This window comes from Nocardiopsis aegyptia, from assembly GCF_013410755.1.
Taxonomy (GTDB): domain Bacteria; phylum Actinomycetota; class Actinomycetes; order Streptosporangiales; family Streptosporangiaceae; genus Nocardiopsis; species Nocardiopsis aegyptia.
The window spans coordinates 3,335,864-3,350,673 of the sequence record NZ_JACCFS010000001.1 but is presented as its reverse complement, the minus strand read 5'-3'; the positions used below and the strand labels follow the sequence as shown (position 1 = coordinate 3,350,673).

General features: G+C 73.5%; 14 protein-coding genes. 1 reads left to right on the top strand and 13 read right to left on the bottom strand.

Translation table 11 applies throughout. The features are described from left to right. Positions 1-9: 9 nt before the first annotated feature. The 10 genes from HNR10_RS15015 to HNR10_RS14970 form a co-directional block, all read right to left on the bottom strand. Positions 10-756: a DUF6891 domain-containing protein gene (locus tag HNR10_RS15015; protein WP_179824114.1), complete on the bottom strand. Its 747-nt coding sequence runs from the start codon at positions 754-756 to the stop codon at positions 10-12. 306 nt (positions 757-1,062) lie between these two features. Continuing rightward, a complete protein-coding gene (locus tag HNR10_RS15010) occupies positions 1,063-1,449 on the bottom strand; it encodes a DUF1304 domain-containing protein (protein WP_179824112.1) in 387 nt (128 codons plus the stop codon). 322 nt (positions 1,450-1,771) lie between these two features. After that, entirely contained in the window at positions 1,772-2,524 is a 753-nt protein-coding gene (locus HNR10_RS15005; protein WP_179829756.1) for a polyphosphate polymerase domain-containing protein, read from the bottom strand. Between the two features lie 35 nt (positions 2,525-2,559). After that, positions 2,560-3,168, bottom strand: coding sequence for a DUF4956 domain-containing protein (locus HNR10_RS15000; protein WP_179829755.1), 609 nt, complete (start codon positions 3,166-3,168; stop codon positions 2,560-2,562). Positions 3,169-3,236: 68 nt separating this feature from the next. After that, positions 3,237-3,896 carry a response regulator transcription factor gene (locus HNR10_RS14995; protein WP_179824111.1) on the bottom strand — a complete coding sequence of 220 codons (660 nt, stop codon included), beginning with the start codon at positions 3,894-3,896 and terminating at the stop codon, positions 3,237-3,239. Beyond that, on the bottom strand, positions 3,893-5,434 hold the full coding sequence (locus HNR10_RS14990; protein WP_179824110.1) for a sensor histidine kinase: 1,542 nt from the start codon (positions 5,432-5,434) through the stop codon (positions 3,893-3,895). Before HNR10_RS14990 ends, HNR10_RS14995 begins: the two co-directional genes overlap by 4 nt. After that, a complete protein-coding gene (locus HNR10_RS14985; RefSeq protein ID WP_179824109.1) occupies positions 5,424-5,792 on the bottom strand; it encodes a hypothetical protein in 369 nt (122 codons plus the stop codon). The genes HNR10_RS14990 and HNR10_RS14985 overlap by 11 nt, the downstream gene beginning before the upstream one ends. Positions 5,793-5,877: 85 nt before the next feature. Further along, positions 5,878-7,371 carry a PepSY-associated TM helix domain-containing protein gene (locus tag HNR10_RS14980; protein ID WP_312889273.1) on the bottom strand — a complete coding sequence of 498 codons (1,494 nt, stop codon included), beginning with the start codon at positions 7,369-7,371 and terminating at the stop codon, positions 5,878-5,880. 114 nt (positions 7,372-7,485) lie between these two features. After that, positions 7,486-8,115: a hypothetical protein gene (locus HNR10_RS14975; RefSeq protein ID WP_312889272.1), complete on the bottom strand. Its 630-nt coding sequence runs from the start codon at positions 8,113-8,115 to the stop codon at positions 7,486-7,488. A 227-nt stretch (positions 8,116-8,342) separates the two neighbouring features. After that, positions 8,343-9,806 (bottom strand): alanine/glycine:cation symporter family protein, encoded by a 1,464-nt coding sequence (locus tag HNR10_RS14970; RefSeq protein WP_179824107.1) that lies wholly within the window; start codon positions 9,804-9,806, stop codon positions 8,343-8,345. A 628-nt stretch (positions 9,807-10,434) separates the two neighbouring features. Between HNR10_RS14970 and nadE the strand changes: the two genes are divergently transcribed. Then, complete coding sequence (gene nadE, locus HNR10_RS14965) at positions 10,435-12,138, top strand: NAD(+) synthase (RefSeq protein WP_312889492.1); 1,704 nt, start codon at positions 10,435-10,437, stop codon at positions 12,136-12,138. 137 nt (positions 12,139-12,275) lie between these two features. Here the strand turns inward: nadE and HNR10_RS14960 are convergent, their stop codons facing one another. From HNR10_RS14960 to HNR10_RS14950, 3 genes are all read right to left on the bottom strand, one after another. Then, complete coding sequence (locus HNR10_RS14960; protein WP_376769758.1) at positions 12,276-13,154, bottom strand: DMT family transporter; 879 nt, start codon at positions 13,152-13,154, stop codon at positions 12,276-12,278. Between the two features lie 54 nt (positions 13,155-13,208). Beyond that, positions 13,209-13,706, bottom strand: a complete 498-nt coding sequence (locus HNR10_RS14955; protein ID WP_179824104.1) for a hypothetical protein — start codon at positions 13,704-13,706, stop codon at positions 13,209-13,211. A gap of 105 nt (positions 13,707-13,811) precedes the next feature. Continuing rightward, positions 13,812-14,810 carry an ABC transporter ATP-binding protein gene (locus HNR10_RS14950; protein ID WP_179824102.1) on the bottom strand — a complete coding sequence of 333 codons (999 nt, stop codon included), beginning with the start codon at positions 14,808-14,810 and terminating at the stop codon, positions 13,812-13,814.

Genomic DNA, 14,810 nt, shown 5'->3' with positions numbered 1-14,810 from the left:
CGTCGCGCCTCACACCGACCAGGGCTCGACCTCCGGCTCACCGAACCGGTCGAGGGCCAGGCGCCCCTCGTCGGCCAGCGCGGCCACCACCTGTTCGGCCTGGTCCAGGGGCAGGTGGAGGAACCGGGTCGCCCGCTCCGCCGCGTACGGAACCTCCACCCTCAGGCGCGGACCGTGCTCCCACGCCATCTGGACGCACTTCCGGTCGGGGGAGACGAACGACATCCAGGAGTTCGTCGCCGGGGACAGCCGGTACATCAGCTCGCGCCAGCTCCGGTCGTGGACGAGGACGCCTTCGCCCGGGAGCCCGCGGAGGCCCCCGTGGTCCAGGCGCGTGTCCTGGAAGGACACACGCAGAGCGGGGGCCTCGGTCCCGCCGTCGGCGCGCTCGCTCGGGTCGCGCCGCTCCCACGCGCTCTCCGTGAGTTCGATGGCCTGGCGGGGACTGCCGTCCCACGAGGGTTCGAGGCCCCGCGCGCGCAGCGCCTCGACCACCTCGCGGCCGATCGCGGCCTGTTCCTCGGGGTCCTGCCGCGGCTGGTCGGTGAACACTCCGTAGAAGAGCAGTCCGGGACCGCGGTCGACGGCGTCGTGGACGAAGCCGCGCGCCTCGGGGGCGTGCTTCTCGCGTTCGTCGTACATGAGGGTCGGCCCGTCGCCGCGCCCCCAGCCGAAGTCCTCGCGGGCGATGACGCCCGCCGTGTCCAGGGAGCGGAAGGCCCGGGAGAGGCGCTCGGCGGCGGCCGGAGAGGTCATGTGCGCTCCAGTGGTCATGGGCCGTGTCACCCGGTCCGACGCCCGGTACGCCGGTCGGGTTCCAGGGCCCCGCAACCCGGCTCCCGCCCCGACGACGGAGCCCTGGCGCCGTTCGCGCCGGCCCAGTCATGCGGGGACTCCGTGACTGCGGGCGCCGGTCCTGGGAACATCGAGAACGTCGCGCGTTCCCCTCGTAGCGGAGGGAACCGGCGACAGGCCACCGTCCCGCTCGGATACGGGACGGTGGCCGCCGTGTTTCACGTGAAACACCCCACGCCAGCTCTCACACTCCGCGCGGTCCGCGGTTCACCCGGCCAGGCCGAGCGTGAGCAGCACGACTCCGGCCAGGGGAGGGGCGAGTTGGATCAGCGCGGCACGCAGCTTGGCCGGTGACGAGACGGCGAGCACCGTGCCCGCCAGCACCATCGATCCCGCCCCGGCGTAGACCAGGGCGGCCCCGGAGGCCGTGAGCCCCATACCGACGAGCACCGTGCCCAGGACCACGGCCACCGCCAGGAAGAGGTTGTAGAAGCCCTGGTTGAACGCGAGTTCCCGGGTCGCCAGGGCACTCTCCTCGCTCGTGCCGAACACCGCGCGGGCGCGCGGAGTGGTCCACAGGACCGACTCCAGCACGAAGATGTACACGTGGACGAGCGCGCCCACGAGGGCGAACACCAAGCCGATGATGAGCATCCCCGGATCCTAGACCCGCGGACGCCCGCCCCGCCGCGCGCCACCCCCGCCGCGCGCCACCCCCGCCGCGCGCCACCCCCGCCGCGCGCCACCCCCGCCGCGCGCCACCCCTGTCGCGCGCCACCCCTGTCGCGCTCCCGCGTCCGCCGCGCACCCGCCTCCCGAGGTCGTGTTCTGTGCAGCATGCCGGGCTCGCGGCCGCCGGGCCCCCTCGCTGCGCCTCTGCGCTCGTGCAGCACGACCAGGCTGAACTCCGCACATCGTCTTGCGAGCGATGGCCTGACGACCGCTCGCTCACCCGAAAGCCCTCAAGAAACACTCCCTAGGCCCACGGGCCCTCGCCCGGGCGGATCGCGCCGGGCGTCCCCAGGCACGTCCGCATGGCGCGGTGCCAGCGGTGGCCCCGTAGCCCGGGTTCGAGCGCGGCGAGGACCGCGCCGTACTTGCTGAAGCCGACCGCCCGGTTGCCGTGCTCGTGCAGGCGGCGCTCGGTCGGGGTGAGCCCGCCCCGCGTCTTGACCTCCAGCAGCGCCAGGTCCGGGCGCATCCGCACGCACCGGCCGCCGCGGTAGCCGACCAGGCCGGTGTCGACGGTCACCCGCTCCGCACCGGAGAACGCCACGACCGTGCACCGGCGGTAGTCGGTCACCGCGCTGGCCGCCAGCCGGTCCGGCGGGTCCATCCCGTAGGCGCCCACCACGTCGTCCACGAACACCCGGGTCCGCGGGGTGAGCCGGTCGGCCGGGCCGTCGTAGGCCATGCGCACCTTGTCGGTGACCCCGCGCGGCCCTTCGAGCTTGACCTCGAACACGCGCGTCCCGGTGTCCACGTAGGCGCGCACCCGCGCCTTGAACCGCAGCCGCCGGCCCCGCCGGTGGTCGTGGAAGGTGCCCAGGTCCGGGGTGTCCAGGTAGGTCGATGAGTACCGGAACACGCGCCGTCCGTCGATGGCGAGCACCCCGCTGCGCTCCCCGGCACCGGCGAACAGCGTCGGCAGCAGGTCGACGGGGACGAGGTACTTGCGGCACGTGCGCGAGAGCAGGGCCGCGCGGGCGTCCACCTCCGCCAGCGGCATCGGGCGCAGGCCGTCCAGGGCCGCCGTCAGCGGGCTCACCGGCGCCCTCCCGCCCAGGCCGGGACCGGGAACCGCACGGTCCGCCCCGCGAGCGCGTCGACCTCCTCGGCCGCCCGGTACCGGACGTCGACCACCATCAGGTCGCGGACGTAGTCCACCTCCGTGACGTCCACGCGCTGGACGCGCCCGCGCAGCCGGGCCTCCAGGTCCTGGCGGAGCGCCACCGGGTCCTCGTGGACGACGTCGAGGGTGAGGATCCGCCGCCGGTGGCGGGAGAGCAGCCGCGGATGGTCGGCCACGTACATGACGGCGAGCAGCAGTGCGTTGAGGCCCAGCAGGACCCAGGGCGCCGACATCGCGACGGCGTTGACCAGGCCGAGCGCGATGGCGGTGAAGTAGTAGCCGATCTCCCCCTGGCTGATCAGGTCGGACCGCAGCCGCAGGATCGACAGGACACCGAAGAGTCCGAAGCCGACCGCCATCCCGACCTCCTGGTTCGTCAGCATGGCCACCACACCGAAGATCCCGGTGTTGAGGGCCACGTAGGCGAGCAGGAGGTCGCGCCGTCCGTGGCGGCGGAAGTAGAGGGCGTAGGACAACAGCGTGATCGCGGTCAGGTCGACCGCCAGCGCGAACCAGATCATGGTGACCATCGTGGTGACCGACGGTGAGGAGTCCATGAGTCCGACATGAGGAGACCCTCATCTTCGGGTCACCCGTCGAGCCGGTACCCCATGCCCCGCACCGTCATGATGCGGTCCTGGCCCACCTTGCGCCGCAGCGTCCGGACGAAGACGTCCACCACGTTCGACCCGGGGTCGTGGTCGTAGCCCCACACGTGCGAGAGCATCTGCTGCCGCGTGAGCACCTGGCCGGGGTGCCGCATCAGCAGCTCCAACAGGGCGAACTCGCGTGCCGTCAGGTCCGTCGCGCTCCCGTCCACCGACACCCGGCGGGTGCGCAGGTCCAGGGAGAGGCCGCCCGCCTCCAGCACGGTCAGGGCGCCGGGCCGCTCGGTCCGCATCCGCAGCCGCACCCGGGCCAGCAGCTCCTCGAAGCGGAACGGTTTGGTGACGTAGTCGTCGGCGCCGATCTCCAGGCCGGTGACCGTGTCCCGGACGCCGTCGCGGGCGGTGAGGATCACCACGGGGATGTCCACCCCCAGCGCGCGGACACGCCGCAGCACGTCGAAGCCGTCGGTGTCGGGCAGTCCCAGGTCCAGGAGCATGAGGTCGAAACCCCCGGTGACCGCGTAGTCGACGGCCTCGCCCCCGGTCCCCACGACCGTCGCGGTGAAGCCGCTGGCGGTCAGCCCCTTGCGGACGAAGGAGGCGATCCGCTCCTCGTCCTCGACGATCAGCACACGGCTCACACGAGCTCCTTCCGGTGGGGGATGACGAGGGTGAACGTGGATCCGGCGCCGGGTGCGGAGCGCAGGTCGACGCGTCCGTGGTGGGCCTCGGCGATGGCGCGGACGATCGCCAGCCCCAGGCCGGCGCCCCGGTCCCCGCGGGCCGAGCCGCCGCCCCGGGAGAAGCGCTCGAAGATCCGGCCGTGCTCCTCGGCGGGGATCCCCGGGCCCTGGTCGGCGACCCAGAACAGGACGTGGTCGCGGTCGAGCGCGGAACCGATCCGCACGACCGACCCCGGTTCGGTGTGGCGGACCGCGTTGGCGGCGAGCTGGACGACGGCCTGGGCCACGCGCTGGGCGTCCAGGTCCCCCTCGCCCTCCGCGACCGACTCCAGCTGCCAGTCGCGGTCGCCGAGCCTGCGCACGTTGGCGTCGATGTCGCTGGTCAGCTCCGCGAGGGAGACCGGGACGGCCCGGACGAAGTCGGGCTGCTGGGCCTTGGCGAGCAGCAGCAGGTCCTCGACGATCCGGCCCATGCGGTCGAGTTCGTCGGTCACCAGGCGGACCACCTCGCGGCGCTCCTCGGGGTCGTCGCCCATCAGCTCCAGGTGGCCGCGCACGATGGTGATCGGGGTGCGCAGCTCGTGGCCCGCGTCGTCGACGAACCTGCGCTGCTCGGTGAACGCGCCCTCCAGGCGGTCCAGCATGCTGTTGAACTGCTCGGCGAGCGCGGCGATGTCGTCGCGCCCGGACACGTCGATGCGCCGGGTGAGGTCCTCCTCGGTGATGTGCGCGGCGGCCTGGCGGACCAGGCGCACGGGGGCCAGGACCCGGCCCGCCACCCACCAGGCGGCGGTGGCCGCGGCGAGGAGACCGACCGCGCTGACCAGGGCGACCGTGCCCGTGGTGGAGGCGACGACCTCCCGGTCCTCGGCGGTGAAGTAGCCGATGACGAACCAGCCGTCGGTCCCCTCGCCCGGGAGCACGACGTGGATGCGCTGCCACTCCACTGTCCCCGCCGGGGTCTGTGCCCGGCCGCGGGCATCGGGGGAGCCGAGGATCTCGGCGACCATGTCCGGTTCGGCGGACAGGTCGAAGGGCGGTTCCTGACCCTGCCGGATGCGTCCGTCCTCGGATCCGGCGGGTGCGCCGCCCGCACCCGGGGCGGTGCCGGGCGCGTCGCCCACCCAGCCGAAGAGGATCTCGGAGTCGTCCGGGTACTGGTGTGCCAGATAGGTGTTGAGCAGGGTGGGGACGTCGGTGAACGGCGCGCCGGAGTCGGGGTCGGTCCCGGCCTGGGCGAACTCCTGGAACTCGCCGATCTCCTGGGAGAGGGCGCGGTCGACCCGCTCGCCGACCTTGGTCTCGACCGCGCGCCAGGTGACGACGGTGACCAGGGAGAGCACGGCGGCCATGAGCAGTACCACCCAGGCCGTGATGAGCAGGCGGGCCGGGATCCGGCGCCTCTGCCGCGGTTCGGGCAGGGGCCCGCGCAGGACCATGGTGGGGAAGAGCGCCGTGTCGCTCGCGTCCGTGCCGGGCGGGGACTCAGTCGTCATCGTCGTCCGCCCCGCAGTCGTCGTCATCGTCATCGTCGCCGCCGCACGCGGTGGCGGGCGGGTCGGTCGCGGCCGGGCCGGTGGGACCGGGGCCGGCCGACGGGTCGGTGGCGCCGGGCGGCTCCGTGCCGTCGGTGACCGGCGGCGGGGCGGGCACGACGTCGCCGCCCGGGTCCCCGGAGGAGGGCGGTCGGGGGCCGCCCGGTCCGGACCGCTCCGTTCCGGGCGACTCACCCACCACGACCTCCTCCGGATGGCTGGACACGGACTCCGACGGGGTCAGCCACCACGCCAGGGCCCCCACGGCCAGGAGGGCCGCCACGGCCGCCGCGAGCAGCGGTAGGAAGGGTGATCTCATACTCGTCGAGCCTGGCGCACGCCCTCGGCGCGCACATGAAACGGGGATGAGGCTTCCTTCATCTTCGCAGCTCGGAGCCGGATGCTCAGGCCGACGGCGGCGCCACCGACGCGTGCGGTCGGTCACGCCGCCGGCGCAGGAGGCCGACGGCCGTGTCGACGGCGAGGAAGCACAGCAGCGACACCCCCAGCACCGGGATCAGCACTCCGACTCCCACCGCGCAGGCGACGAGCAGGGCCACGCACCACCAGGGCAGGGCGCGCCCGGCACCGCGGGGGACCGGGCGGCCCATCGCGAACGCGCCGGCCCGGGTGGGGCGGCGCTGCCACCACATCCGGTAGCCCCAGAACACCATGGCCAGTACGGACAGGGCCAGGGCGGTCAGGAGCAGCTGGTTGGGCAGGCCGAAGAGCAGCCCCATGTGGAAGCCGATGCCCCAGTTGGTGAGCTTGGCCATGAGCGGGAAGTCGTCGAAGCGCAGTTCCTCCACGACCGTGCCGTCGGCGGCGTCCACCGCCACCTGGTCCTGCTGGACCGGCCAGCTGCGCACGGTCTCCTTCACCGTGTAGGGGGCGCCCTCGGCGACGGGGACGCCGATCTCGACCGGTCCGTCGAGTCCGGCGGAGCGCGCGGCGGCCAGTGCGCCGTCGAGGTCGGTGGCGGAGGCGCCGTGGCCCTCGTGGTCGCCGTGGTCCCCGTGGCCGGAGTGGTCCTCGTGTGCGGCGTGCTCGGTGTCGGCCGCGGCCGACAGGGCGGGAGTCTGCCAGTGGAAGGCCTCGCGGATCTGCGAGATGTTGCCGCCCGCGTACTGCGACCAGGTCAGACCGGTCGCGGTGATGAGCGCCAGCCCGGCGAGGGCCCAGACACCGACGGAACCGTGCCAGGACATGGTGCGCGCCCGGCCGGTGGCGGAGGCGTCGGGGAGCAGGATCCGGCGCAGTCGGCGCTCGCGCCGCCGCCGGGTGGTCCACAGGACCAGGCCGCCGAGGGCGACCACCCACAGCCAGCTCGCGGCGAGCTCGCTGTACAGGCGGCCGGCGTCGCCCAGGTGGAGGCTGCGGTGCAGCTCGGCGAGCCACGACCGCACCGGGAGCGAGCCGGAACTGCCGTAGCTGGTGAGGTCGCCCAGGACCGTGGCGTCGTGGGGGTCGACGAACACCGCGAGCAGGTGGCCGTCGGGCAGGCCGTCGGCGTTCATGAGCACCCGGGTGCTCTCGTCGGGCGCCGTGGCCGGCCGGACGGCGCTCAGCTCGGCGTCGGGATGGGCCTCGGCCGCGGCGGCGGCCTGCCGCTCCAGGGAGACGGCGCCGTCCCCGGGTTCGACGCGCAGCTGCTCGGCGTAGAGGGCCTGTTCCAGCTGTGGCGTGTAGACGTACACCAGCCCGGTCAGGGCCGCGACGACGACGAAGGGGGCGACGAGGATCCCCGCGTAGAAGTGCAGGCGCAGGAGCAGGCGGCGCAGCGCGGACCAGGTGGGGCGTGCTCCGGGCCGCGGGGCCGCGGACTCGGTCCCCGCCTCGTCCGTGCGGGCGTCCGAGGAGGCGGGAGGTTCGGGGTGTTCGGGGGTTCTTGTGCTCACGTGTGCGTTCTTCCTGGACAGGGCGCCGAGCGGCGCGGGGGCCGTCGGCACGGGTGGGGGCGTCGGCGGGTACGCCGACGGGGGACCGGGCGCATGGCCCGGCCGGGTGGTGTCTCAGATCAGGAAGGGCGCGGGCGGACCGCGCAGGACGCGCACGTGGCGCAGGAAGGGCACGCCGCCGACACGGCGTGGGGCCCGCGGCCGCGCGGGGACGACGGGCCGTGGCAGGGGCGGCGGCACCGGGGACGGCACGGTGAGGAGCCGTCGGAACAGGCCGCGGAGCAGCCCGAGGAGGTCGAAGGCGCTGCGCTCGCCCTGGCGCAGCCACCACGCGCACGCGAGACCGGCCGCCGTGTGGGCCAGGAGCATGCCCGGACCGAGACCCGATCCGGCGAGGCCGCCGACCGCGTCGGCGGTCGCGTGCCCGGCGTGCGCACCGGTCGCCGCCGCCTCCGACCCGGTGACGGAGAACAGCAGGTGCAGTGCCAGCTGGCACCACAGCATGAGCGCGGTGACGGCGCCCAGGCCGCGTTCGCGCTGGGCGAGCCCGTGGGCCGCGGCCAGCACGAGGGCGAAGCCCGCCACGACGCCGGCCGGGGCCACACCGTGCCCGGAGGAGAGCGCGTGGCCGCCCGCGGACACGCCGACGCATGCCCCGGCGAACACCAGGGCACGCGCCAGCCGGGGCGGGGCAGGTGCGAACACCGAGGCGCGTGGCAACCGGAGCGGGGCGGATGCGGGCACCCCGTCAGTGTGCCGCACTCCCGCGGGCGTGCCCACCCCCCTGTGGACAACGCGGGCCCTTCCGTGCCGGACGGTCCGCGCCGCGTGGAACGAGCGTCGTCCCCGGCTCCACCGTCCGAAACCCCGTCCGGGAGGGCCCGCGTGCGCGTGCCCGGGGCGTCGGTCCGGGACGGCTGTACCGCCCGCCGCCGCGGGTGACGGCGGCGGGCGGTACGGGTCGTCGGCGGTCAGCTCTTGGACAGGGGCGCCCGGAGGTGGCGCAGGTCCTCCTCCGTCCAGCACTGCACGCCGGTGACGTCGGGCATGGTGTCCCTGGCGAAGAACGGGTCCAGGCCCTGCCTGCGCTGCTGGACGAAGTCGGTGAGCAGGCGGCACGCGACCGGCGCCAGCAGGGCCAGAGCCGCGAGGTTCACCAGCGCCATGATGCCCATGGTGCTGTCGGCCAGTGTCCACACCAGGCCGCCGGAGCCGATCGCGCCGAGGAAGACCACCGCGACCACCAGGAGGCGGAACACGGTCATGGCGTTCGGGCTCGACGTCAGGTAGGCGATGTTGGCCGCTCCGTAGAAGGTGTTGCCGAGCACCGAGGTGAAGGCCACCAGCAGGATGATCAGCGTCAGCAGGTGGAGCGCCCAGGGTCCGAGGTTGCCCTCCAGGGCGTTCTGCGTCAGGGTCGGGCCCGCCTCCTCGGTGTAGGTGGGGTCCGACAGCAGCACGATGAAGGCCGTGACCGAGCAGACGACGAGGGTGTCGAAGTAGACGCCCAGGGTCTGGACCAGGCCCTGTTTGACCGGGTGGCTGACCGCGGCGCTGGCGGCGGCGTTGGGGGCCGACCCCAGGCCCGCCTCGTTGGAGAACATGCCGCGCCGCATGCCCTGCAGGATGGCCGTGCCGAGTCCGCCCGCCGCGATCTCCCGGAGCCCGAAGGCGTGCGTGACGATGTCGGTCAGCACCGCGGGGATCTGGCCGATGTTCAGGGCGACCACGGCCAGGCCCATGAGGAGGTAGATCCCGGCCATGAACGGCACCATCAGGGCCGCCGCTCGGGCGATGCGCCGTGCCCCGCCGAAGATGATGACTCCCGTGGCGAGGGCGAGGACGACGCCGATCGCGGGGGCGAGCCAGGCCGGGCTCTCGGTGCCGGAGACGGTCGAGACCGAGGTGGCCACGGCGGACGAGATCGTGTTGCTCTGCACGCTCGTGAACACGAAACCGAAGGTCACGGTGATGATGACGGCGAAGAGCACGCCCATCCAGCGTGACCGGAGTCCGTATTCCATGTAGTAGGCGGGGCCGCCGTGGTATCCGTCCTTGCTCCCGACCTTGTAGAGCTGCGCGAGGGTCGACTCGACGAAGCTCGCGGCTCCGACGAGCAGCGCCATGGCCCACATCCAGAAGATGGCTCCGGGTCCGCCGAGGGCGATCGCGGTGGCCACACCCGCGATGTTGCCGGTGCCGATGCGGGCGGCGGCGGAGACGGCGAAGGCCTGGAAGGCGGAGATCGGTCTGCCGCCGTCGGCGGCGAGGCCGGGATCGCTCCGCAGCGCCCGGAACATGTCGGGGATCATCCGGAACTGCACCGCGCCCGATCGCACGGTGAAGTACAGGCTCAGGATGATGAGGGCAGGAATGAGCAGCCAGGCCCAGAGCCCGTCGCTGAAGGCGACGATGCCCGCGTTGATGGCATCCACAGGGGGCGTTCCCTTCGTCGTCGGCGGAGACGGCGTTGTCTCGCTCCGCGACCGGTCGGTGTTCCGCGTGAGCAGGGCGGAGGTTGCGTGGTGGATGAGTGTGGTCTGTCGTGTCCGGACACGTGGGTGACGCTTTGGGCGAGGTTTTCGCCTGTGGGGGGATCTGGCACGAAGTGGGGTGTACGAGCCGTCGACCAGATAAAGGGAAAAACGCCCGAATTGCAAGATGGGTCACAGTAGAATGGGATTCGGGATTCATCGCCGTCGCTCCTTCCGTGGAGGGGTTCTGGCGGTGTGGCGTGTCGGTGTACCGCAGGTGGAGAACTCCTGAACAGCCGGGGGTCAACGCTGTTGAACTGGGGTTTCCGGGCGTCTCCCCTCGGGGGTGGCGGCGGTGGTGCGGCCGCCTGTTTCGCTCCGGAACTGGAAGGACGCCTTGTGGTTCATCTCACGAGGTCGCGGTTCCTGTTGGGCCGTGGAGCCGTTTTGTGTGCCGCCGGGGTGGCGGTGGCATTCACTGAGTGATCGAAATGTGACATGTTGCGCCTGTGTTAACTCATTCGCTACTGTCGCCGCCGTGGTACAACTTCGTATAGCTCTGGCCCAGATCAACCCGGTTGTCGGGGATCTGGAAGGTAATTGCGACAGCGTCGTCGCTCACGCTCGCCAGGCGAGTGACGCTGGAGCCCATCTCGTCGTGTTCCCCGAGATGGTCGTCACGGGATACTCCGTCGAGGATCTCGCCCTGCGGGACGGTTTCGTCTCCGCTTCCACCAAGGCCACCCACCATCTCGCCGGCCGCCTCGCCGCGGAGGGCCTCGCGCACCTTCCGGTCGTCGTCGGCTTCCTCGGCCGCAGGAAGGGCCCCGGGCCCCGGTTCGGCCAGCCCTCCGGCGCTCCGCAGAACTCGCTCGCGGTGTTGCACGAGGGCCGGATCCGACTCGTCTCGGCCAAACACCACCTGCCCAACTACGGGGTCTTCGACGAGTTCCGGTACTTCGTCCCCGGAGACACGCTGCCCCTGCTCCGGCTGCACGGAGCCGATATCGCCTTCGCCATCTGCGAGGACCTGTGGCAGGACGGCGGCCCCGTCGCCGCCGCGGCCGATGCCGGCGCGGGCATGCTGATCACCCTCAACGGCTCGCCCTACGAGCGGCACAAGGACGACGTCCGGCTCGATCTGTGCCGGCGCCGCGCACGCGAACTCGGCGCCGCCATCGGCTACGTGAACATGACCGGCGGCCAGGACGACCTCGTCTTCGAGGGGGACTCGCTCATCGTCGACGCCGACGGGGAGCTCGTGGCCCGCGCCGCGCAGTTCGACGAGGAACTGCTGGTCACCGACGTCGAGCTGCCCAGGGCCGAGGACACCTCCTGGCGCGCGGACGAGGCCGGCGGCTTCCGCGTCGTCCGGTACACGGTCTCGGACCGGGCCCCGGCACCGTACGAGGCGCGTCCGCCGTCGCTCACTCCGCGCCGCGACCCGCTGAACGACCTCGGCGAGGTCTACTCGGCGCTCGTGGCCGGAGTCCGCGACCACGTCCGCAAGAACGGCTTCACCTCGGTCCTGGTCGGCGTCTCCGGCGGGGCCGACTCCGCGCTGACCGCCACGATCGCCGCCGACGCTGTGGGGGCCGACGCCGTCCACGCGCTCGTCATGCCCGGTCGGGGCAGCGATCCCGAGGCCCTGGACGACGCGGAGGACCTGATCAAGCGGCAGGGGCTCACCCGCCGCCTCTACCCCGTGGACCGGCTGCTCGACGCCCTGGAATCGACGATCACCGTCGCCGGGGCGGGCGGAGGGGAGGACCTGCTCGAACAGGCCAGGGGTGTCCTGCTCAAGGCCCTGTCCCGCGAGGAGGGCCACCTCGTCCTGGCGACCGGCGACAAGAGCGAGCTGGCGATGGGCCTGTGCGCCCACCACGGAGACGGAGCGGGGGCCTACGCGCCCCTCAGGGACTGCTGGAAGACGCTGGTCCGGGAGCTGGCCCGGTGGCGCAACTCCCAGAGCCCGACCACGGACGGCGCTCCGCCCATGCCCGAGCGAGCCCTGGTCCGTGAATCGGCTCGGGGGTGGGACGCCGTCGACTCGGCGCCCGAGCGGCCCGGGTACGAGGTCCTCGACGGATTGCTGGACGCCTACATCGGGACCGACCACGGCGCCTCGGACCTGACCGCGGCCGGTTTCGCACCGGACCTCGTCCGGCACGTCGTGCGCCTGGTCGACCGCGCCGAGCACCAGCGCCGCCAGTACCCGCCCGGCCCCAAGATCACCAAGCGCACCCTGGGGCGCGACCGGCGGCTGCCGATCACCAACCGCTGGCTGCTCTGACCCCGGGCGGCCGTCCCCGGTGCCCGGACCGGCACGGGGGACGGCCGCGCCGGCGCGGCCCCCGCCGCCCTCGGGACGACGAAACACAACGCAACGAAACCGGGAGTCCCCGGGAGGGCGCGGAGCGCGGAGTAACGTTATGGCGCCGGGGCCTTCGTCGCGTCCGCCGGAGCCCCGTTCTGCGGCACCGTGAGCAGGCGGATGCCGTACGCGGCGAGCACCGCGCACACCACGGCGACCGCGCCGCCCCACCAGCCGCCCGCGTAGGCCTCGCCCATGAACGCCACACCGACGACCGCCGCGGCGACCGGGTTGGCGATGGTCGTGATGCCGAGCGGGGCCCCGATGTCCATCCCCTGGTAGGCGGCCTGGGCCAGGAACAGCCCGAACACCGCGATCACCGCCGTCGCCGCCACGGAGGGGTGCAGCACACCGACGGCGCCGGTCTCGCCGATGACCGCGACCGCGGTCTTGACGGTCGCCGAGGAGACGCCGAACGCCACCCCGGCGGCTCCGGCGAGCAGGTAGCTGCGCCACGCCGCCGTGCGCGCCCGGCCCGCCGCCCACGCCGTCAGTGCCAGCAGGACCACTGTGCCCAGACCCACCACGACCGAACCGGTGTCGCTGAGCACCCCGCCCTGCCCGCCGGTGACCGTCACCGCGAGCAGTACGCCCAGCGCCACCACCGTGAAGGCGGCGCCGCGCCACTCCTCGCGGCCGACCCGGCGCCCGCCCAGCCGGGCGGACCAGGGGATGCCGAACACCAGCACCAGGACGCCCAGGGGTTGCACCACGGTCAGCGGCGCGAAGCTCACGGCCGCCACCTGGAAGCCCGCCCGGCCCCCGTTGAACACCAGGGACACCCACCACAGGGGATGGCGCAGCAGGGCGGCCAGCTCACCTCGGCGCGTCAGCGGCGCCCGCACCCGGACGGCGAGCCTGCGCTGTGCCACCGCGGCGGCGGTGTAGGCCGCGCAGCTGAGCACACCGAACACGATTCCCAGCCAGATCCCCATGCCCGCCATCATGCCGGTCCGGTCTCCGCGCCCCGCACGGGGTGACGCGTTCTGCTACCGGGCCGCCCGTCGCCCGTTCCCGCCGTCCCGGGGCCGGTCGGCGACCGAGGAGGGCCGGGTCCCCGGCCCGCGGGCGAACCCGCGGCCGGCGGCCGGGGTGAACGAGAGCACCAGGGCCGCGACGACCGAGGCGATGTGCGCGACCCGGACCACCAGGTACAGGGGTCCGTGCTCGTACCCCATCGCGGCCAGGACCCCGGTGCCGTCCGGCAGGGCCGCCGCGATCGGCACGACCAGGGTGCCGAGCCCGACCGCGCCGAGCCCCACGGCCAGGACCGCCCGGGCCCACCGGTGGCCGCGCGCGAACGCCGCCACCACCAGGGCCGCGGCCGTGTAGACGGCCAGGCGCAGGGCCAGGCCCGCCCAGGGGACCGCCTCGCCCTCGGACACCATCTCCGCCACCGCCAGCACGGTCTCGACGACCCCGCACGCCACCGCCGTCGCCCACACCGCCGTCGCCCACACCACGGGGGCGGGATTCGTTCTCTCCATGCCCTCCAGCATTCGCGGTGCCGGGACCGGCGGCCAGAGTGCGCGGCCCACCCCGCGGGGTGGTGCCGCTCCCACCCGTCACCCGCGCCGCCGCGGCGCCCGCGGTCACCCGGGACCGGCGACCGCGCCCCGGTACAGGGCGGCGACCACGCTCTCGATGTCGGGTTCGCGCAGCGTCAGGTCCGCGACCTCGTGCCTCCCGGCCACCTCGGCGATGACGCGAGCCGGGTTGTCGGACAGCTCCAGCCACTGCCGGGGGCCGTCCACGCGTACGCACCGGGCGCCCTCGACCGTGAGCGGCGCGGCGGGCTCGGCCAGGTCCACGACCAGGACGCGGGGCGCGGGCACGCTCGCGCGCAGCCCGGCGAGGCCGCCGTCGTAGGCGAGCCGCCCCTGGTCGATCACCACGACCCGTTCGCACAGCCGTTCCACGTCGCCCAGGTCGTGCGTGGTCAGCAGGATCGTCGTGCCCTCCTCGGCGTTGAGCCGCAGCAGGAACTCGCGGATGGTCGACTTGCTGACCACGTCCAGCCCGATCGTGGGCTCGTCGAGCACCAGGAGGCGGGGCCCGTGCAGCAGGGCCGCGGTCAGGTCGCCGCGCATGCGCTGGCCCAGGCTGAGCTGGCGCACCGGGGTGGCCAGGAACGGGCCGAGCTCCAGCAGTTCGGTCAGTTCGGCGAGCCGCCGCGCGTGGTCGGCGGCCGGGACCCGGTACATGTGCCGGGTGAGCTCGAAGCTGTCGCGCAGAGGCAGGTCCCACCACAGGGTGGAGCGCTGGCCGAACACGACCCCGATCCGCGCGGCGAGCCGTGTGCGCCGCCGGGCCGGCTCCAGACCGGTGACCCGGACGCGGCCCTGGGTCGGGCTGAGGATGCCGGTGAGCATCTTCATCGTCGAGCTCTTCCCCGCCCCGTTGGGCCCGAGGTAGCCGACGATCTCGCCGGGGAACACGGTCAGGTCGACGTCGCGCACCGCGCTGACGGTACGTTTCCTGCGGCGCAGGAAGGGGCCCTCGGTGACGGTGAACTCCCGGCCCAGGCCGACGGCCTCGATGATGGGTTCCGTGGCGGCCCGGGCGGGTGCGGCGGCGGTCTTCGGCGGCAT